Origin of the sequence: Dyadobacter jiangsuensis, from assembly GCF_003014695.1 — a bacterium.
Taxonomy (GTDB): domain Bacteria; phylum Bacteroidota; class Bacteroidia; order Cytophagales; family Spirosomataceae; genus Dyadobacter; species Dyadobacter jiangsuensis.
Window position 1 is genome coordinate 536135 of sequence record NZ_PYAS01000001.1, and the last position, 18938, is coordinate 555072.

Consider the following 18938-nt stretch of genomic DNA (forward strand, 5'->3'; position numbering starts at 1 on the left):
AGTTTGGGTTAACAAAAGATGTGAGATTCTTGCACGGCAATGCCGTGGCGGTTAGCCTGAATGAGGCCGTAGATGTGGTTCGAGCACGTCTGCGGTTTTTTCTGTAACCGGGTGGGCGGGGCTAGGGGCTTCGTAGATTTGCTGTCATTAAGTGTCAGGTTAAGTGGAAAAACAAACTGGACTATAAGTTCTTCTCGGCCGGCAGCACGACGATCCTGCCGTCGTATCCGGCCGATTCGCTGGCTTCGATACGGAAATTCACACCGGCAAATTTTAATATTTCGAGTATTTCCGAAGCTTTGGAGTTGCGCCGCAGTTTTCCGGAAAACCGCTTTTGCGGAATGCCCTCGGGATAGGTTACCTCCACATTGTACCACCGCTCAATGTCCCGCATGATGGTAGCCAGCGATGTTTCACGAAACTGGAAGAGCCCGTTTTTCCACGCAACGGCTTCGGCTACGTCGACGGTCGCTTTGCGAAACCTGCCGCCGGTCTGAAAACTGGCCTGCTCTCCGGGCGCAAGTTGCAGGCTTTCGCGCCGCGTGTCAGCGACGCGCACGGCTCCTTCGAGCAACGTGGTTCGTATTTCCGGTTCATCGGTGTAAGCATTTACGTTGAACTGCGTTCCGGTAACAATTACCTGCTGCCGCCCGTCTACATCGACCACGAATGGCCTGCCATTTTCTTTTCTAACCTCGAAATAGACCTCGCCCTGCACCTTCACGCGGCGGTCCTTGCCGGCAAAAGCGGTCGAGAAAGTGATCGACGATTTCGCATTCAGCCATACCTGGCTGCCGTCGGGGAGCCTGATACTGTATTGCCCGCCGGCGGGTGTGCTGATCGTATTCATGCCGGCTACCGTTTTGTCGTTTTCACTTACCTGGTACGACAACTCGCCATCCGCGTTTTTCGTGACAGTGGCATTACCCTGGCTGGCAATGCGTCCCAGGGCGGCGCTGTCGAGCACTACCGTGGAGCCGTCGGCGAGTGTGAGTACGGCGCGCTCGCCTCCCGGCGCAAAATCGGTCGGTTGTGCGGCAATATGCTGCGCAGGTGTTTCGGGTCGCTGGCGGGAGAAGAAGAGTATTCCCAAAGCGATCAGCACAACGGCCGCCGCCGCGAACCGGGGCCACGTAAGCAGCCAGCGCCTCTTTGAGCGGTTTGCTGCGATCCCGCGCAGGATATTCTCCTCCATTTCCCTGCCGAGCATTTCCCGGTCGTAGTCGGTGTAATGGTCGAGCACTTTCTGCCCGTTATCCCGGCTTTCGTAAAACCTTTCCAGAAAGGCACGTTCTTTTTCGTCGGCATTGCCGCTGAGGTACTTCCGTATCATTCTGAGGAAATCCTCCTGGCCTTTAAATGCTTTCATGTGTAGGGGCGTACGGCGGTTTCGGTGCCGTTCTCTGACACATGTACCGGAAGGCTCCCATTACTCCCAAAGCGGATCAGGATTTTTTCTAATTTTTTTAAAAAAGGCCGAATAAAAACCCCCAGGAAGGTATTATTGGAAGAAAATTGCGAATGCGATCAGGTCGAGACACAAAATTTTATCAAACTTCGTCCGGAGCTCGATCGTGGCCGTATTGAGCTGGTTCTGCACGGTTTTCTGTGCGATATTGAGCCGTGCGGCGATCTCGGAGGTAGACAGGCCCTCGAAATAGTGTTGCAAGAAGATCTCCCGACGTTTCAATGGCAAGGCCTGGATCCATAAGCTTAAAAGCGTCCGGGTTTCTTCTTCGAGCACCGCGTCGTCGGCGTGGCCTGCGGCTGCAAGGGTTGCTTCAAAACTGTTGAGCAATTGTGCGTTCTGAGGCTGGCGGGCGGTGTATTTGAAAACCTGGAAACGGACGGCCGTATGCAGGTAGGCCTGCACGTTGCCTACTTCCACGGCGTTTCTCCTTTCCCAGAAATCGATGAATATGTTCTGCACGATGTCCTGCGACTGGTCCTTGCATTGCAGCCGCTTATAGGCCCCGTTGAAAAGGCTCTGCCAATGACGGCGGTACAGCATCGTGAAGGCGTTTTCGTCGCCGGACTTTGCGAGGCCGTACAATTCCAGATCATCAAGATGGTCGTCGTTGTGCATAAAAAGTTCTTGGGAAAAACGAATTTAGTAATTTCTCTCAGGATGATTTATGGTGCGTGCACGAAAACGCATATTTTTTGACAGCGCGATTTACCCAAAGGCCCAAACACGTAATTTTATCCCCACACCATTCGTACGCGTACCGATGCAGCAACTGATTGACCATATTACCCGCCACAGTTCGATAAAGCCAGAAAAACTGGAACCTATCGCCGACTTTTTCGAGGTACGGACTTTCAAAAAAAAGGAGCCGCTGCTGCTGGAAGGTCAGCGGTGCCATGAGAAGTTTTTCGTCGCGAAAGGATGCGTGCATTTGTATTACCTGCGACGGAACGGCGTGGAGCAAACGATCGATTTCGCATTGGAAAACTGGTGGACGAGCGATTTCATGGCTTTTCAGCAGGGCGGCGTCGCGCAATTTTCCATTCGTGCCGTTGAGACTACGGAAGCGCTCGTGCTTTCCGCCGCACGGCAGCAGGAGTTGCTGGCCGCGCTCCCCGAACTCCACGAATACTTTCACCTCATGTTCCAGCGGGCCTACGCGGCGTCACAAATGCGGATACGAAAGACGTACGAACTATCGAAGGAAGATCTGTACCAGGATTTCAGCAGGAATTATCCCGCCTTTATGCAGCGCGTACCGCAGTACCTGCTCGCCTCGTTCCTGGGCTTTACCCCCGAATACCTGAGTGAGATACGCAAGAAATCCGTTTCTTAAACCAGTTTAAGAAGATCCTCTGTATGGCTGGCGAATTTTGTCATACCAAAACAAAACAATGTCAATCATGTCAAAAGTTGTTAAACACCGCCTGGACGTCTGGAAAGAAGAACCTTCCTATTGGACGCACATGGCAGCCATCGAAAAGCGGATCTACGCCTCATCCATTCCCCGCACGTTGATCGAACTGATCAAGATTCGTGCCTCGCAGATCAACAAATGCGCCTATTGCATCGATTACCATACCACCGAGGCCTTGCAAATAGGGGAATCGACCCGGAGGATATTCGCTCTCTCCGCCTGGAAAGAAAGCCCGCTCTTCACGGAAAGCGAACGAGCCGCCCTTCAACTGACAGAGGAGATCACGCATATTTCCATCGACGGCGTCGCTGATGCCACCTATGACAATATCAAAACGCATTTCAATACCAGCGAGATCGGGGATATAATGATTTGCATCAGCCATATCAATTTCCTGAACCGGATTGGGGTTTCTACGAAGACGGTGGCGTATTAGAGATAGAAACGCAGGTTAGGTTATCGGAGATTTGCATTCGGCAAATTTCCGATAACCTATTTTGTCATAAATGAAATCGGCAGATTGTATTTGACTTTCACGATTTTGCCAGACTGTGTGCCTGGTTTCCAATTTGGCATCGACTCCACCAGACGAATCGCTTCTTCGTCGCAACCAAATCCCAGTCCTCTCAAAACTGTGACGTTAGTAATCTCACCTGTTATTTCAATTGTAAAAGTGGTAAATACCTTGCCCGAAATGCCGATTTCCCTAGCCATTGAGGGTATCCGAAGGTTGGCTTCAATAAATTTGTACAAAGCCTTGGTGCCACCCGGGAATTGGGGTTGTTGTTCGACGGGGCCAAAATATTTTTCGGACGACGGCGAGCTGGGTTTAGAAGGGATGTCGTAGGGTACAATGGGCTGCGCGACGTTTAGCACACCCGTGTCCAATGGTAATGCAGCCTTGCGTACCTGGGCACGAGCGCAGGCCGGAGCGCAAAGGATCGGAAGCAGAAATAGAAGTGGAGTGAAAAGGTAATTCATGGTTGACTTGGCGTAACGTGGATACTACGAGTATTTTACAAGCAATTGGAGAGACGCCTTTTGGTCAGTTATTTTGATTTAAATAAAATCGGCAACATGTATTTGACCGATACAGATTGGTCGTTTTGTCTGCCCGGCTTCCATTTAGGCATTGATTTTACCAATCGGACGGCTTCACTATCACAGCCCAATCCGAGCCCTTTTAAAACAGTAACATTTGTGATATCACCTGTTTTGTTTATCGCAAAGCTGACGAAAACCTTTCCCGAAATGCCAGCCTGTCTGGCGGCGGGAGGTATATGAAGGTTGGCTTCCATAAATTTGTACATCGCTTTGGGACCACCGGGGTATTCAGGTTGCTGCTCAACGGTCAGTAAACAGTCCAACTCTCTAGTGGCCGTCCCATTGTTTGAAAGGCCGGGGGCGGGTAGCTCGCAGACGAATGGAATGCTATTGTGAGTTTGAAGCGGAACCTCGCGAATTTGTGCATTTGTGAATGCGGATACGATCGACAGGATGAATGGTAGGATATTTCTAAAATAATCCATGATTAATATATAATTTAATTAAATATCATCTAAAATTTGATATAATCCAAGCCTCAAAACAACTGAACCGAAAAATACCTGACCGCTATGATCGTCCCATTATTCAAAATCTCAAACATGGCCGAGGCCATCCGGCACTATACCGAAGTGCTGGATTTTAAAATGACCGACCCGGACGATACTGCCGATTCGCCGGTGGTAGACCTGGGTAGGGATGGTGACAACTTCCAGATCACGACGGCCGAATGTGAAAGGTTGTTCGGTTCCGTGGTGTATGTTTGGGTGGAAGATGTGGACGTATTGTTCGCGAAATACAAGGAGCGGGGGTTGGATACGTCGCAAAAGGCCGGGTCACCGGTACACGAGGGGCCGGTGGATCAGACGTGGGGAAGGAGGGAGTTCTATGTGACGGACGCGGACGGGAATACGTTGCGGTTTTGTCAACTGATTCAGGATTAGGTTTTTATCAATATAAATTCCCTTTCAAATGCCTCTCAACAAAAATGTTACCCAATTTTTAGATGAACTTGACCATCCGCTGCGGCAAGAGATCGAAGCGCTGCGCCTGCTTATTCTGGATGCCAGCCCGTTGCTGGAAGAAAACATCAAATGGAATGGCCCCAACTATTCGGTTGGAGCGGAAGACAGGATTACGATGAAAATTCAGCCTCCGAAGCAGATTCAACTGGTTTTCCACCGCGGGGCGAAGGTGAAGGAACAGCCGAAAGAACGGCTCGTAGCGGATGCATCCCGGCTGCTGGCGTGGAAAGAAAACGACCGGGCAATCGCCGCTTTCAAGAATAAGGAGGCTGTTGAGGCGGGCAGGCTGGCATTGTCGGCCATTGTGCGGGAGTGGATCGCGGCGACAATCGAAACTCTTTAACCAATAATTACCGCCAGCCGGGGCAAATGCGCACCAGCCGGCGGGATATTAACCTATTTTGTAATCACAAACCGGTGAGTCTGCACCGTCTGTCCTTTACTGATGCGGATCAGATAAGTGCCCGGCAAATAGCCGGTGAGGTCGAAATTGGCTGTGGGCGTTTTGGAAACCTGTTTTACAGCGAGTATGCGCCCATTCGCATTGATAATGGACAGCGAGGCATCGGCACCCTCGTCACCCAGAAATACATCCAGGCGCTCGGAAGCAGGGTTTGGCCCGATGCTGAACAATGTTTCCTTCGATTTTGACAACACTGAAATAATGGAAGAAACCGTGGACGTTCCGTCATGGTCGACTTGCCGGAGGCGGTAATAAACACGCCCGCTCACAACCTCGTTATCTACCAGTGCATATTTTCTAGCGATTGAGGTGGTTCCGAAACCGTCTACGCGGCCAATCGTGTGGAAAGTGCGGGCATCGGCGCTGCGCTCGACTTCAAAATGGCTGTTGTTCTCTTCCGCGGCCGTTTCCCATGATAACCTTACCGCGTCATTCACTGCATTTCCTCTGAAATACACCAGCTCCACCGGAAGCGTTGGCGACTGTCCGCTGCTGTACTCGTAAATAAGTTTGGGGCGGAGGGCATCCGTGGCGAAGTTTCGGGACCGGAACGAGCTGTAAACGTCGGTGGTGGCGGCAATCCTGACGGTCAGGATGCTGTCGGACGAAATGCTACCCAATGCGGATGTAATATCAAAATAGACATACCCTGCCGTTGCGGGTGCGGTGGCGCTGGCGATGGTGCTGCCTGCCTGCGGCTTGTTGTTCCAGTTCACGCCGGTTTCGGTCCACGGGGTGGCGCTGGTGGAATAGTTGTTGGAAGCCACGGAGAGGTTCCAGCCGGTGCTGAGACCGCTTTCAATGCCCCAGAGCCGGATTTTGGCGTTCGAGACATTGCGATGCATCCCGTGCAGGTCGAACGCCAGATACACTTCCTGGGTGTCGTCGGACTTGTTGCGGGCTACGAGGTACCCCTGCGTGCCGTAGTTGTTGGCCGCATTGCCGTTGCTGCGCACGTATGAATCGGCCGTGGTAAGTACGGAATCTTTCAATGTTTGCGGGCTTGGGGTGTTGTTGCCGTAAATCAGGACTTGCGGCCGGTAGAGCGCATTGGTGTTTTCCCTTGCATTGAAACTCGCGTCGGTTTTGCTGATCACCGCTGCGTCGGTGGTGGTCGGCTCGGATACAATGTGCAGCGACAGGATTTTGTCGGCCGAAAGCCGGCCTATGACCGCCGACGACACATTGAACCGGATGGTGGAGCCGCTCACGGTGCCGGTCATATCGCCGAGGCGGGTGGTATGCGCCGGTTTGTTCGACCAGGTGATGCCCGTTTCTGTCCAGCTGTTGTTTTCAACCAGGTAGAATGCCCATTTGGTACTTGCAATGGACGTGTTAGCATTGTTTACCCGCAATTGCAGTATAGCGCTATCCGGCGTGGAGGTAACCGTACTCAGGTCAAACTTGATGAATGTCTCGCGGTCGTATCCGGCGCTTTCTTTCTTCACGGTCAGCACTGCATCGGTACCATAGTTGGTGGTCGCGTAGGCGGCTGTGCTGCCGCTTCCGCCACTGCGGACGAAGGCATCGGCCACGGCGGTGAGGGTGGCCAGAGGCTCAACCGGTTGCTGATAATCCGGGTTGCTGTTGGTAATATGGGTTTCCACCGAGCTTCCTGCGCTGGCCCCTGCGGGCATGGTGATGGTCGCGGCTTTCATGGTAGTGAACTGGTTATTTTTAATACCCACATAAACCTGCTGCGCACTCTGCGCCGGATCGGCAATATGCACAGTGACGTCACTACTGGCGGCGTTTTTCAGCATCACCACGCAGGCTTTGTCGACTTTGACGGTCACCTGATCGGCGGTGAATTCGCCGGCCTGGTAAAATACGATCTGCCAGATGCCCAGTCCATTGTGGCGTACGGCTTGCACTGTCGAAGTATTGGTTAATATGCTGATATCCGATGCATTGTAAGCCTGCATTTCGGCAGCCGATGTTTTGCCCGGAAGCACGAAATAGGCATAAGAAGCATTGCTCGGAGCAACACCGTGTTTGAACCACAGCTTGAAAACGTCGGCCGATACCGAGGCCGAGGAGCCGGTGGTATTGATGGACGACCAGCTTCCGGTCTGCGTTTGGTTGCTCAGTGAAACGAGGCCTGCTTGCGGGAAATAGTAGCCCACATTACCCTGCAAAGCCCATTTCAGATTACCCGCATAATCACGTGAGCCGTTGGCCAGGGTGCTCACATTGTCGGAGGCGTCGGACACCGTCACACCGGTTTGCAGGAGGCATTGGTTCACGGTCGTGTTGATAGCCTGGGCCGCGGACGAGTTGATGCCCGCTCCGAGGCAAACGATTTCATTATCGAAATAAAACCAGGCTTTTTTAGCGGTGGTACTGTAATCGTTCATCGCGAACGCGCTGGCTCCGTAGACGCCGTCGGACACGCCGCCCACAAATGGCACGGTACCGAAATTCACGCCCCAGGAAGTCCGCACGGGGTAGGTCGTAATCTCGGGGACAGTCGTGCCGGGGATTTTGTTCCATTCCCAAACCGGGAAAATGTTGTAGTACTCATCGCCATTCACGGCAATGTAATTCACGCCTTCGGTCAGGTAATAGCCCTTGATGTTTTCCCCGTTACCCATTTCCGACTTCGCATTGCGGTTGGAAATGCTGCGCTGCCCGAACATATACCCGGGCCGGTGGTGCACGGTGTAATCGGTACGCCAGTAATGCACGTGCTCGGGCGAGACATTGTACGAAGGCGGCTGTAATCCGCGCATACGCTGGATCGCATTGTCGTATTCGGTGGCGTAGGCGGGGAGGTCGAATGCTTTCACTTTTTCGATGAGGGCGACATCGGCCTTACCCGCATTGGCACGGCTCACACCGCGTCCGTAGAGATTGTAATCCGCATAGGCGCCGCGGGAAGGTTTCACGAAACCTTTTCTGACAAAATCCGAGAATATCGCCAGCTTGTCGCTCGAAAATGCATAGGAGGTGCCGGCCACATACACCGCAATATTGCTGATGCCCGATACGTACTCGCGCCCGTACCCGTACACATACAGCTGCGGGCCGTGCGCGGTGTAGGAGTCGTCGATCTGGATACCTTCGCCCGTAGTGACGACGATCGACCCGGCCACCGCGGTAATGGCCTGGTTGAGCAGGCTCTGGTTTTCGGTGAGGCAGGCGCGCATGATGTAATGCTGCGCGACGTCCGTGAGGTTGGAGCCGTCTTTCGCAGGCGATACGGTGATCGAAACACCTTTGGTCATCCAGGCGATCATTTGGTTTTCAAGGGTTTGGGAAATGCCTGACGGCGATCTCCGGAGGCAAATGAGCGTGTTACCGATGTCTTTGGGCACGCTGATAGACAGGTAGAACCAGTTGGTACTGGTTGGCGCGGGGCTTAATGCCAGCCAATAGTTCATCACGCCCTCGATTTTGGCTTTCAGGGCGGCGTCGCCGTAGTAAATGCTGGTGGGTTTGGAATAGGCTTTGGCAAGGGTACCCATTCTGGCCAAATGGTTGCCGGGCGCCCAGTCGGTTTGGGCGGTGGACGCGTAATTGATATCCGGCCAGGAAAAGTCGGCTTGTAATGTGCTGAGGAGGGAGGCGGTCTGCGTATCGACGGTGGAAGCGCTGGTCGCCTGGAAATTGTCAAAAATACGGTCAGAAATGGTGGTGAAATCGTTCTGGCTGTGTACTTTGGAACCCGGCAGGAAAGCGATCGTTATTGCCAGGAAAAGCATTGAGGTAAAGGACTTACATTGTTTCATGATGTTTTGAAATTAAATGGATAAGCCTGTTTTTGACAAAATACAAAAGCGGAGCCGGACCAAGCCGCACTCCGCTTTTGGGAATATACTTAATTCATCCAGCCTGGATTCTGTTGCAAGTTGCCGTTCCGCTCGATTTCCGACTGCGGGATAGGCCAGGTATTCAGGAAGTCGCCGGACCAAACGTAAGGTACCACTACCGTTCCCCAAATCTGTTTCACGCCATTCCCGGTATAGAAAACGGTTTCTTTCAAAGTACCCCAGCGCAGCTCATCGAAGTAATCGATACCCTCGTTGACGAACTCGGCGCGGCGCTCATTGCGGATGCGCTCGCGGAGATCGGCCTGCCCGGCCACGGTTGTAGCGGCATTGGAATTGAGCAATGCCACACCTGCCCGCGTACGCACCTCGTTCACGAGTGCAACGGCGCCGGCGGTATTGCCTTTTTCGTTCAGCGCCTCGGCCCACATCAGCAGCACATCGGCATAACGGATGAGTGGGAAGTCGGTGGCGCCGTAGGTGCGGTTCTCGATTTCCACGCCCGGCGCGCCTTCGTAAACGAATTTGCGGTGCAGGTAGTAGAAGAGGTTACCGGTGTCGGTACGGAGGTCGGCAATGGGCAGCCCGTTCGCGACGCGGTAGGGCCAGCGCGAAACCACGGGCGTGGTGCCGTTGTAGGACGCATATGGAGTGATCACGTTGGCTTGCAAACGCGGATCGCGGTTTTCGTATGCCTTCATAACGCGCTCCTCGTTTCCGGTGGGGAGGTAGAGGCTCATATCGAGGCCTTTGGCGGTCATGGCGGCGATTTCCGTGGCTGTGAGGTTGTTTCTCAGGAAGTAAACCTCTCTTTTGGCTACGGGCATCGCATTATAGCCAGGGATGATCGCGTCCCAGTTGAACTTGCTGCCGTCTTTGTTTTCATACAAATCCACGACATTGGGGGATATCAGGTAAGTATTCCAGCAAGAACCTGTCGAAGAACGGGTGCCGCAGAAGAACTGCGTCGTGGAACCATAGCCGCTCACGCCCATATGCTGGATGGAGAAAATCGCCTCGTCGCTCTGCTCGTTGGCCTGCTTGAACAGCAACCGGTAGCTGTCGGCGCCAGCGCCCGAGAACAATGCATAACCGGCCGCTTTCACCTTTTCGAAATCGGCAATGGCGAGGTCCCATTGTTTGGTATACATATAAGCCTTGCCGCGCAATGCATAGGCCGCTCCTTTGGTCACATGCCCGAATGCAGCATTGCCTTTGGCATATTTGTTGGGCAATGCAGGCTCGTTGATGGCCTCGGTGAGGTCTTTTACAACCTGCTCCCAGACTTTCGCTTCGGTTTCGCGGCCTTTGGTAATCTCTTCGAGTTGTACGGGTTCGAGGTAGATAGGGACACCCTTGAAAAGCTGGTTCAGCCTGAAATAATAGTAAGCGCGGAGAAATTTGGCCTCGGCCATGTAACGCGCCTTCTTTTCGGGCGAGGACGGTGATTTTTCGGTGAGATTTTTGATGGCGTCGTTCGCGCGGTGCACGCCTTCGTAGAGCTCGGACCATACGCTGCTGACGTTGCCATTACCCACGGTGGCGGTGCCGTTCATGAATGCGTCGCCATCGCGTTGCTGGCCGCTCATGCCCATGCGGTCGAAGTGGTAAAGCTCCCGGCCGGAAGCGGAGCTGGTGCTGATACCGAGGCGCAGCCCGTTGTAGACACCGGTCATGCCGAGGTCGGTGAGGTTGTCGGTGGTCCACATCGTATTCGACGAAATGGAGCCGTAAGGGCTGGTGTCGAGCAGGTCGGGCTCGCAGGCGCTCAACGCGAGCAGCGAAAGCGCCGGAATACCGAATTGGCAGACTTTTCTTTTGAATATATGAACAGGAAATCTCATAATGCTGATTGAAAATTAAAGGGTTACATTCACTCCCAGTGAGTATTGCTTCATGGTCGGATAACCTACGCCGGCACCGATCTCGGGGTCGAGGCCCGGGTATTTGGTGATGATCAGCAGGTTTTCACCCGAAAGGAACAGCCTCGCACGACTGATTTTCAGCTTTTTGCTCCAAACATCGGGGATCGAATAGCCCAGTTGCAGGTTTTTCAGCTTGATGTAGGAAGCGTCGTACAGCCAGGTGGTGCTGGAAGTCGTGTTAATGGCGTCGCCATTGTATTTCAGCCTCGGGAACGAGCCGGTGATGTTGTTATTAGGGTCGTTCGGGTTGGCATCGTTGTAGTAGTAATGGTCGTCGGCCACGCGCGATGCAATGCCGTTACCGTCGCGGACGATGGAGTTGTTATACCCTTCGAAGTTGTAATAATACTGCATACCGGCCGAGCCTGCCCAGATCATCGACAGGTCGAAGCCTTTCCAGCTGGCATCCATATTCACCCCGAATACGTATTTGGGGTTCGAAGTGGTGCCGGTAAATTTCCGGTCGTAGCTGTTGCCGTAGTTGCCGTCGCCGTTGAGGTCGGCGAAAATGAAATCGCCGTAGTAAAGCTGCGCCTTGCCCACGCTGTTCACGGGCGAGAACGAATAGCCTGCGGCTTTCATGGCATTCACCCAGGCGAGGTCGTCCTGCGTACGGATCATACCGTCTTTCGGCCCCGCATTGATATCCACCTCACCGCCGGCTTTGTAGGTGCCGTTGCCGCGATAACGTTCGCGGAGATAGAACTCGTTGATCGCGCGGTCTTCCAGAATGCGGTTATCACCACCGGTCGAAACGTCGCCGAGGTTGCTGGTATAGCTTCGTGTTCCGTCGGCATTGGTAACCCATTGCTCGTTCAGTTTGCCTTTGTAGGTCGTCACTCGGTTGATGTTATAGGCGAAGTTCCCGTTGATCGAGTAGTTCACGCCGCCCACTTTATCGCGCCATCCGAGCGAGAACTCGATCCCGCGGTTGCGTACCGCAGCGGTGTTTTGTGTGGGTGCGGAAACGGTCCCGGCCGTGAGCGGAATAGGCGGGGTGGTAAGGATACCGTCGGTGTATTTGTCATACCATTCCAATTCGAAGCTCGCGCGGTTGTTCCACGCATTTCCGTCGAGACCGATGTTGGTTACCGTAGTCGATTCCCATCTCAGGAACGGGTTGGCGATCTTGCCTTGTGCGAGGCCGGAGGCGATCGTGCCGTTGAACGAGTAGTTAACCTTTCCGTAGTTGGCCTGGTAATCGTAATCGCCGGAGGCATTGTTACCCAGTTTACCCCACGAAGCGCGTAGTTTCAGGTTCGGAATGTGGTTGCGCAAGCCGGCGAAGAAGTTTTCCTCGGAAATCCGCCAGCCGGCAGAGAACGACGGGAATGTACCCCAGCGCGTATCCGGAGAGAACCTTGAAGAACCGTCGTAGCGAATGTTTGCTTCAAAGAGGTATTTTGAGCGGAAGGAGTAATTGAGCCTTCCGAACCAGGAGCGCATAGCACGGTCGTATTCGGTGCCCGTGGTGTTGGTCATATCGGTCGCCGAGCCGAGGGTCGTAATGGTCCAGTCGATCAGGCCGGTTTTTGTGGCGTCGATATCGTAGTAATTGTAGTAATACTGGTTGTACCCTGCTAATGCGCCAATCTCGTGATCGCGCCCGATGGTGGTGTTATATCGGAGAACGTTGTCGAAGGTGATCTGGTAGTTTTTGTTGTAGGTGTACCGCGTACTCATTGTGGTCGGATCGTTGGTTTGGTTCACGTCGTCGGCCACATTGTTGGCGAAATTCCAGCGCAATACCGGGATGGCATGCGAGTTGTATTCCGCAAACCGGATCTGGTAGTTCATCTTGGTTTCAAACTTCAAACCTTTGAGAATGTCGACATTCGCAAAAAGCGTGCTGTTGAACCGCGATTCCGAATCTTTGCCGCCTGTGGTGTTCAGGTAGGCCAGGATGCCGTTGGCGGTCTGGATTTCGTCCGCTGCCGCCGGGAGGCCGTAACGACCGTCGTAATAGGGCACAATACCGGGTACGGTCTGGCGGAGGAAGTTGAACGCATTGGCGGTATTCCCCATGTCTTTGGATTGGGTCTGGGCGAACGTCTGCGTACCCACGGTTACCGCATTACCGATCTTGGTCTGCACGTTGGCACGGAGCTGGTAGCGTTTCAGGCCGGTGTTCTGCATTACACCAGGGTTGTTCAGATAGCCCAGCGAGATATTGAAAAGTGACTTTTCGCTTCCGCCATTCACGGATATATTGTGGTTCTGGACCACGTTGTTTTCAAAAATCACTTTGCCCCAGTCGGTATTGGGATAGGCGAGCCAGTTGGGAACGCCGTTTACATTCAGCTCGTCGGGGTGCTGTTTGGCATATTCCCAGGTTTGGATCGTCTGATCCGAGTAAATAGGTACTGCGCGGCCGATGTTGGCGGCACCTTCGTTGAAAAGGCGCATGTGGCGCGGATAATCGGACACGAACTGCGGCAGGTTGCTGGGGCTTGCCGTCGAGAACAACCCGCTGTAAGAAACGGTCGTCTTGTTTTTGGAGCCCTTTTTGGTGGTAATGAGAATGACCCCGTTGGCAGCCTGGGAACCGTAAATGGCCGAAGAAGCAGCGTCTTTCAGGATGGAAATGCTCTCCACGTCGTTAGGATTCACGGCATCCATTACCCCGATAATGCCGTCGATGAGCACCAGCGGGCTGTTGTCGTTGAGAGTGCCCGTGCCCCGGATGCGGATCGTGGCGCCGTCGTCGCCGGGCTTACCCGAGCTCTGGCGCACGTACACACCCTGCCCAAGGCCTGCAAGCGACGAAGAAAGGTTGGTAACAGGGCGGCTTTCAATGCTCTTGGAATCGATTGTAGCCACGGAGCCGGTCAGGTTGACTTTCTTCTGCTCGCCGTAACCTACGACTACGAGTTCGTTGAGGTTACTCGCCAGCGGAGCGAGGCTGATGCTGAACTCGGTCCGGCCGCCGATCTCCTGCTCGCTGGATTCATAGCCGACAAAACTGAACACGAGCGATTTGCCCGCGACATCGCTGATCGCGAGCTTGAACCGGCCGTCGGCATCGGTAACGGTTCCCTGCTGGGAGCCTTTCAGAATAACGCTTACTCCGGGAAGACCTTCACCTTTTTCGTCTGTTACTTTACCGGTGAGTTCGGCCGCTGCTTTCTGAGCGAAGGCGGTCGGGGCGGCACTGGCAAGCGGCACAATGCCCGGGGCCGACAGCAGGGACAGCGCAACGAACGCCGCACCCGCGCGACCGCGAAGGTGCCGCACGGGCGGAAGCGGGGCAGGAGGGGTATTTTTTGTTTTGGTAGAATACTTCATCGTATTTCCCGGGGTTTGAAGGTGGATTATTTTGTTTGATAGAAAAATGTTTAAACAAAATTCCGCTAACCGGGCCGTCCGACGGGGTGAAAATCCATTTCGAATAGGGGTGTTTTTCAGCGGCGGGATAATTTTATCGTATTTTAGTACCAAAAAAACAGTGGGCATAATTGTGCCTGGGAGGCGACAAATGATGAGATTAGGGAGTGTGCTCCTGATGATAATTGCGTTGTACGTAGGCGGGCCGCGCTCCGGTGCAAACGCACAGTGGCCGGCATCCCGGCGGCTGGCGCCCCAGCGGTTGGTTTTTAATAAGCTGAATGCAGAGAACGGATTGTCGCAGAATTCCGTGCTGGCGATTGCGCAGGATCATGCCGGGTTTATGTGGCTCGGCACCAGCTACGGGCTCAACCGGTTTGACGGCCGTAATTTCAAAATATACCAGCATGAGCCGTCCGTAAAGGGTAGTTTGAGCGGGAACTATATCCTTTCGGCACTCAGCGATTCGAAACGTACACTGTGGGTCGGTACGAGCCATGGCCTGAACCGCTATTTACCCGAAAGCGATTCGTTCGAGTCTGTGCTGGCAGGGAAGCCGGGGGAGGAAGCCAAGCTCAGCAACAATACGGTCAACTGTATTTTCGAGGACAGCCGCGGGATAGTGTGGGTGGGTACCGGTCGCGGACTGAATGAGCTCATCGACCGGCAGCGTTTGCGTTTCAGGCAGTATTATGGGGGCGCGTCCGAACCCACCCTGGCGGGGGATGATATACGTTGTATTTTCGAAGACTCACAGCGGCGTCTTTGGGTGGGAACCACCACGGGGCTGACCAGAATCACGCTTGGTAATAATGGAATCCGTTTCAGGAGTTTTGTTGCGCGAATGTCGAAGCGTGAAAGCGAGGGCAATGCGGCTGTGGGCTACCCGGTTACGGGCGGGTTGAGCGACAATTTTGTAACAGCTGTTGCGGAGGACAGGAAAGGTAATATATGGGTAGGTACGAAGCACGGCGGGCTGAATTTGCTGGATCCATCTACGGAGACATTTACACATTACCAGAAACGGGAGGGGGCTAATGGCTTGGCTCACAACAATATCCGCAAGATATTTACCGACAAGGCCGGCAAGCTCTGGATCGCGACGCTGGAAGGGCTTAGCATTCTGGATCCGGCTACACGCACATTTACCACCTATCAGCACGAGGCCGAAAACCCGACTAGCCTGAGCCAGAACTCACTGTATGATATTTTCCGGGATGCCAACGGCTCGGTGTGGCTCGGCACCTACTACAATGGTGTCAACATTGTGTATTCGCATGAAACACCATTCAAGGTTTACCAGGCAGGAAAATCAAAGTACAGCATTAACCACAATGTAGTAAGCGCCGTGGTGAAGGACAGGGCCGGCAACCTGTGGATCGGTACGGAGGGCGGCGGCTTCGACCATCTCGACATCCGCACGGGCGCCGTCCGGAATTTCAGGAGCGGACCGGGCGCGTCCGGCATGACTTCCAATCTGGTGAAAGCCATTGTACAGGATAAGAACCGCGGCTTGTGGATCGGTACGCATTTGGGCGGGTTGAATTATTACAATGGAGATACGTTCAGGGCATTTCGGAACAATCCGGCGGATGCGGGGTCGCTCAGTTCGGATAATGTCAGTGCGGTTTTCGAAGACAGCCGCGGACGGCTCTGGGTCGGGACCGATCAGAAGGGGGTAGACCTGCTGGACAAACAAACCGGCACTTTCCGGCATTTCAACGTCGGTACTCAGGCCCCGTTTAAGCTAAGCGGGAATTTTGTGCGTAATTTTTACGAAGACTCGAAACACAACCTCTGGATCGGTACCAATGAGGGTGTGAATGTGCTTCGAAGCGATTCGGGCGGTATCGAGTGGATCAGGCCGCGCGGGGAATCTCCCGAAAAACGGTTCCCGAAAATTATCAACTGCGTGCTGGAAGACCGGCGCGGAATCGTCTGGATCGGTTCCTATTACGGTGGGCTCACCCGCTACGATCGTACCAGCAATACATTTATCAATTTTACCCGGAAAGACGGCCTGCCGAACGATAATGTGCTCGGTATCCTCGACGACGAGCGGGGTAATCTGTGGATCAGCACCTCCAACGGGCTATCTCGGTTCGATACGGCCAGGCGTGTTTTCAAGCATTACACCGTCGCCGACGGACTTCCCGGCAATGAGTTTATTTCCAATACCCATTACCAGGATGAATCCGGCGAGCTATTTTTCGGTGGTCTTAACGGTCTGGTGAGTTTTATGCCTGCCGCTATTGAAACCAATGATTTTGCCGCGCCAGTTGTGTTTACGGGGCTGAAACTGTTCAATACGCCGGTGCGCATCGGCGGGCAGGACGAGCTGCTGCAAAAGGATATCGGTCTGACGCGTGAAATCACGTTCACGCATGCGCAGAACATTTTTACCATCGATTTTGCCCTGCTGAATTACATCAAGCCCGAGAAGAACGCTTATGCTTACCGGCTCGACGGCTTTGAAAAGGACTGGAACTATGTGAAGGCGTCGTCAGTCACTTACACCAATCTGCCGCCGGGGACCTATACCTTTTTGGTAAAAGGAGCTAATAATGATGGAATTTGGAGCAAAGCGCCTGCCAGTATCACAATCCACGTTCTGCCGCCGGTATGGAAAACCTGGTGGGCGTATTGCCTGTATGTGGTTGCGGCGCTTGCGGTCGTGCTTTTTGTAACCCGGTACTTTTATATGACCGCGCTTTTCAAGCGGGAACATGAGCTGCACCAGGTAAAACTGAATTTTTTCACCAATGTCTCGCACGAGATCCGTACGCACCTGACGCTCATACAGGGGCCTGTGGAAGGGCTTATGCTGGCGCGCCAACAGGACGAGGAGGTGCAAACGAATCTCTCGCTGGTACGCAAAAATGCGAACCGGCTGCTCCGGCTTGTGAGCGAGCTGATGGATTTCCGGAAAGCCGAGACCAACCACCTCGCATTGCACGTGACGCACAACGACCTCGTGCCGTTTCTGCGAGGTGTTTTCAGCGATTTCAGCTTCATTTCGCAGCACCGGAAAATCGAATCGGTGTTTGAATATGAGGCCGAAGAAACTTCGCTGTATTTCGACGCCGGGCAAATGGAGAAGGTGATTTTCAACCTGCTCAGCAACGCATACAAGTTTACGCACGATGGTGGGAAGGTTTTGCTCAAAGTCACGGAACACAACGATTGGGTGAAGATCCGCATCGAAGACGACGGCATCGGCATTGCGCCGCAATACCTCGGTAAGCTGTTTGCTAACTTCTTCCAGATTTACGACCACGGCAAGCAGAACACCGGTTACGGAATCGGGCTGGCGCTTTCCAAAAGCATTGTGGAATTGCACAAAGGGGAGCTCGCAGTTGAAAGTACAGTGGAGGAGCAGCACCGGAAGGGGAGAACCTGCTTCACGATCACGCTCCGAAAAGGAAACGGGCATTTTGCAGCGGAACAGCTGGAAACGCAGGCGGCCATGGCCACGGGTGAAACAAATCTTCTGGCGGAAGCTGCGGCGTTAGGCGTGGCGGAACCCGAAGGTGATAAACCTGTGGTGCTGCTCGTGGAAGACAATGAAGAAGTGCGGGCGTTTATCGCCGGGGCGCTGGGCGGGCGTTACCGCATTGTTCAGGCTGAAAACGGCGAACAGGGCTGGGCGACGGCTACCGAATCTATTCCCGAACTGATTATCAGCGACGTGATGATGGCGGAAATGGACGGGCTTGCATTGTGTGCGAAACTGAAAACCGACGAGCGTACGAGCCATATTCCGGTGATCCTGCTGACGGCCAAAGCCTCGCTGAACCACCAGCTTAGCGGGTTGAAAACCGGTGCGGATGCTTACATCCCGAAGCCTTTCAGTATCCAGTTGCTGGAATTGAATGTCCGGAACCTGCTGGCTTCCAGGAAACTCATGCAGCAAAAATACAGTCGCCAGATTACGCTTCAGCCGCAGAATGTGGTGATTGAATCCCTGGACGAGCAATTCCTGTCCCGGATCGTTGCGATTACGGAGGAGCTGATGGACAATCCGGATTTCGGCGTGGCCATGCTGACAGAAAAGATCGGGATGAGCCAGTCGGTGCTGTATAAGAAACTCAAAGCGGTGACAGACCTTTCGGTCAATGATTTCCTGAAATCGATCCGTCTCAAAAGGGCCGCGCAACTTTTGCGGCAGCAAAAAATGACCATCTACGAAGTCGCCTACGCCGTAGGGTACGACGACCGGAAGTATTTCAGCCGGGAATTCAAGAAACAGTTCGGTAAAACGCCTACCGAATATGCGTTGGAATCCGGGGAGGTAGAAATTTAAGGAGAGGGAGGAAAGGGAGGAAGGGGAGGAAAGGGAGGAAGGGGAAACTTCCCTCTCTTCCCTTTCCTCCATCTTACCCTTCCCCCATCTTCCCCTTCCTCCCTCCTCCCTTTCCTCCCCTTCCATCCTCCTTCTCCCCAACAAGTGTAAACACCTGTTTTTCAAAACACGTGTTTGTAGTCGTTTTTGAAGAATTATT

At 53.6% G+C, this 18938-nt stretch carries 12 protein-coding genes; 5 read left to right on the forward strand and 7 right to left on the reverse strand.

The genetic code is table 11. The annotated features are described in order from the left end of the window. Window positions 1-181: 181 nt before the first annotated feature. Window positions 182-1369 carry a FecR family protein gene (locus CLV60_RS01985; protein WP_106593697.1) on the reverse strand — a complete coding sequence of 396 codons (1188 nt, stop codon included), beginning with the start codon at window positions 1367-1369 and terminating at the stop codon, window positions 182-184. 132 nt (window positions 1370-1501) lie between these two features. Continuing rightward, complete coding sequence (locus CLV60_RS01990) at window positions 1502-2086, reverse strand: RNA polymerase sigma factor (protein ID WP_106593698.1); 585 nt, start codon at window positions 2084-2086, stop codon at window positions 1502-1504. 145 nt (window positions 2087-2231) lie between these two features. Here CLV60_RS01990 and CLV60_RS01995 point away from each other — a divergent pair, with 145 nt between their 5' ends. Both CLV60_RS01995 and CLV60_RS02000 read left to right on the forward strand, forming a co-directional pair. After that, window positions 2232-2804, forward strand: coding sequence for a Crp/Fnr family transcriptional regulator (locus CLV60_RS01995; RefSeq protein ID WP_106593937.1), 573 nt, complete (start codon window positions 2232-2234; stop codon window positions 2802-2804). 67 nt (window positions 2805-2871) lie between these two features. Next, window positions 2872-3321: a carboxymuconolactone decarboxylase family protein gene (locus tag CLV60_RS02000; protein ID WP_106593699.1), complete on the forward strand. Its 450-nt coding sequence runs from the start codon at window positions 2872-2874 to the stop codon at window positions 3319-3321. A gap of 56 nt (window positions 3322-3377) precedes the next feature. Here CLV60_RS02000 and CLV60_RS02005 read toward each other — a convergent pair whose 3' ends face one another. Both CLV60_RS02005 and CLV60_RS02010 read right to left on the reverse strand, forming a co-directional pair. Continuing rightward, the gene (locus CLV60_RS02005) at window positions 3378-3866 is read right to left on the reverse strand and encodes an energy transducer TonB (RefSeq protein WP_106593700.1); all 489 of its coding nucleotides are present in this window, start codon (window positions 3864-3866) and stop codon (window positions 3378-3380) included. A gap of 68 nt (window positions 3867-3934) precedes the next feature. Next, complete coding sequence (locus CLV60_RS02010; protein ID WP_106593701.1) at window positions 3935-4414, reverse strand: energy transducer TonB; 480 nt, start codon at window positions 4412-4414, stop codon at window positions 3935-3937. 87 nt (window positions 4415-4501) lie between these two features. Between CLV60_RS02010 and CLV60_RS02015 the strand changes: the two genes are divergently transcribed. Both CLV60_RS02015 and CLV60_RS02020 read left to right on the forward strand, forming a co-directional pair. Then, on the forward strand, window positions 4502-4873 hold the full coding sequence (locus CLV60_RS02015) for a VOC family protein (RefSeq protein ID WP_106593702.1): 372 nt from the start codon (window positions 4502-4504) through the stop codon (window positions 4871-4873). A gap of 28 nt (window positions 4874-4901) precedes the next feature. Further along, complete coding sequence (locus tag CLV60_RS02020) at window positions 4902-5297, forward strand: DUF1801 domain-containing protein (protein WP_106593703.1); 396 nt, start codon at window positions 4902-4904, stop codon at window positions 5295-5297. Window positions 5298-5350: 53 nt separating this feature from the next. Here CLV60_RS02020 and CLV60_RS02025 read toward each other — a convergent pair whose 3' ends face one another. The 3 genes from CLV60_RS02025 to CLV60_RS02035 all read right to left on the reverse strand — a co-directional run bounded on the left by CLV60_RS02025 (window position 5351) and on the right by CLV60_RS02035 (window position 14397). Further along, the gene (locus tag CLV60_RS02025) at window positions 5351-9148 is read right to left on the reverse strand and encodes a polysaccharide lyase family 8 super-sandwich domain-containing protein (protein ID WP_106593704.1); all 3798 of its coding nucleotides are present in this window, start codon (window positions 9146-9148) and stop codon (window positions 5351-5353) included. An 89-nt stretch (window positions 9149-9237) separates the two neighbouring features. Next, window positions 9238-11031 carry a RagB/SusD family nutrient uptake outer membrane protein gene (locus tag CLV60_RS02030; RefSeq protein ID WP_106593705.1) on the reverse strand — a complete coding sequence of 598 codons (1794 nt, stop codon included), beginning with the start codon at window positions 11029-11031 and terminating at the stop codon, window positions 9238-9240. A 15-nt stretch (window positions 11032-11046) separates the two neighbouring features. Continuing rightward, window positions 11047-14397, reverse strand: a complete 3351-nt coding sequence (locus CLV60_RS02035; protein ID WP_106593706.1) for a SusC/RagA family TonB-linked outer membrane protein — start codon at window positions 14395-14397, stop codon at window positions 11047-11049. Between the two features lie 217 nt (window positions 14398-14614). On the opposite strand from CLV60_RS02035, the gene CLV60_RS02040 reads away from it, so the two are divergent. Beyond that, entirely contained in the window at window positions 14615-18739 is a 4125-nt protein-coding gene (locus CLV60_RS02040) for a hybrid sensor histidine kinase/response regulator transcription factor (RefSeq protein ID WP_229210793.1), read from the forward strand. Window positions 18740-18938: the final 199 nt, after the last annotated feature.

Coding starts and splice junctions, on each gene's coding strand:
- CLV60_RS02015 (WP_106593702.1), top strand. CDS start 4,502: ATGATCGTCCCATTATTCAAAATCTCAAACATGGCCGAGGCCATCCGG.
- CLV60_RS01985 (WP_106593697.1), bottom strand. CDS start 1,369: ATGAAAGCATTTAAAGGCCAGGAGGATTTCCTCAGAATGATACGGAAG.
- CLV60_RS02005 (WP_106593700.1), bottom strand. CDS start 3,866: ATGAATTACCTTTTCACTCCACTTCTATTTCTGCTTCCGATCCTTTGC.
- CLV60_RS01995 (WP_106593937.1), top strand. CDS start 2,232: ATGCAGCAACTGATTGACCATATTACCCGCCACAGTTCGATAAAGCCA.
- CLV60_RS02020 (WP_106593703.1), top strand. CDS start 4,902: ATGCCTCTCAACAAAAATGTTACCCAATTTTTAGATGAACTTGACCAT.
- CLV60_RS02040 (WP_229210793.1), top strand. CDS start 14,615: ATGATAATTGCGTTGTACGTAGGCGGGCCGCGCTCCGGTGCAAACGCA.
- CLV60_RS02030 (WP_106593705.1), bottom strand. CDS start 11,031: ATGAGATTTCCTGTTCATATATTCAAAAGAAAAGTCTGCCAATTCGGT.
- CLV60_RS02035 (WP_106593706.1), bottom strand. CDS start 14,397: ATGAAGTATTCTACCAAAACAAAAAATACCCCTCCTGCCCCGCTTCCG.
- CLV60_RS02025 (WP_106593704.1), bottom strand. CDS start 9,148: ATGAAACAATGTAAGTCCTTTACCTCAATGCTTTTCCTGGCAATAACG.
- CLV60_RS02010 (WP_106593701.1), bottom strand. CDS start 4,414: ATGGATTATTTTAGAAATATCCTACCATTCATCCTGTCGATCGTATCC.
- CLV60_RS02000 (WP_106593699.1), top strand. CDS start 2,872: ATGTCAAAAGTTGTTAAACACCGCCTGGACGTCTGGAAAGAAGAACCT.
- CLV60_RS01990 (WP_106593698.1), bottom strand. CDS start 2,086: ATGCACAACGACGACCATCTTGATGATCTGGAATTGTACGGCCTCGCA.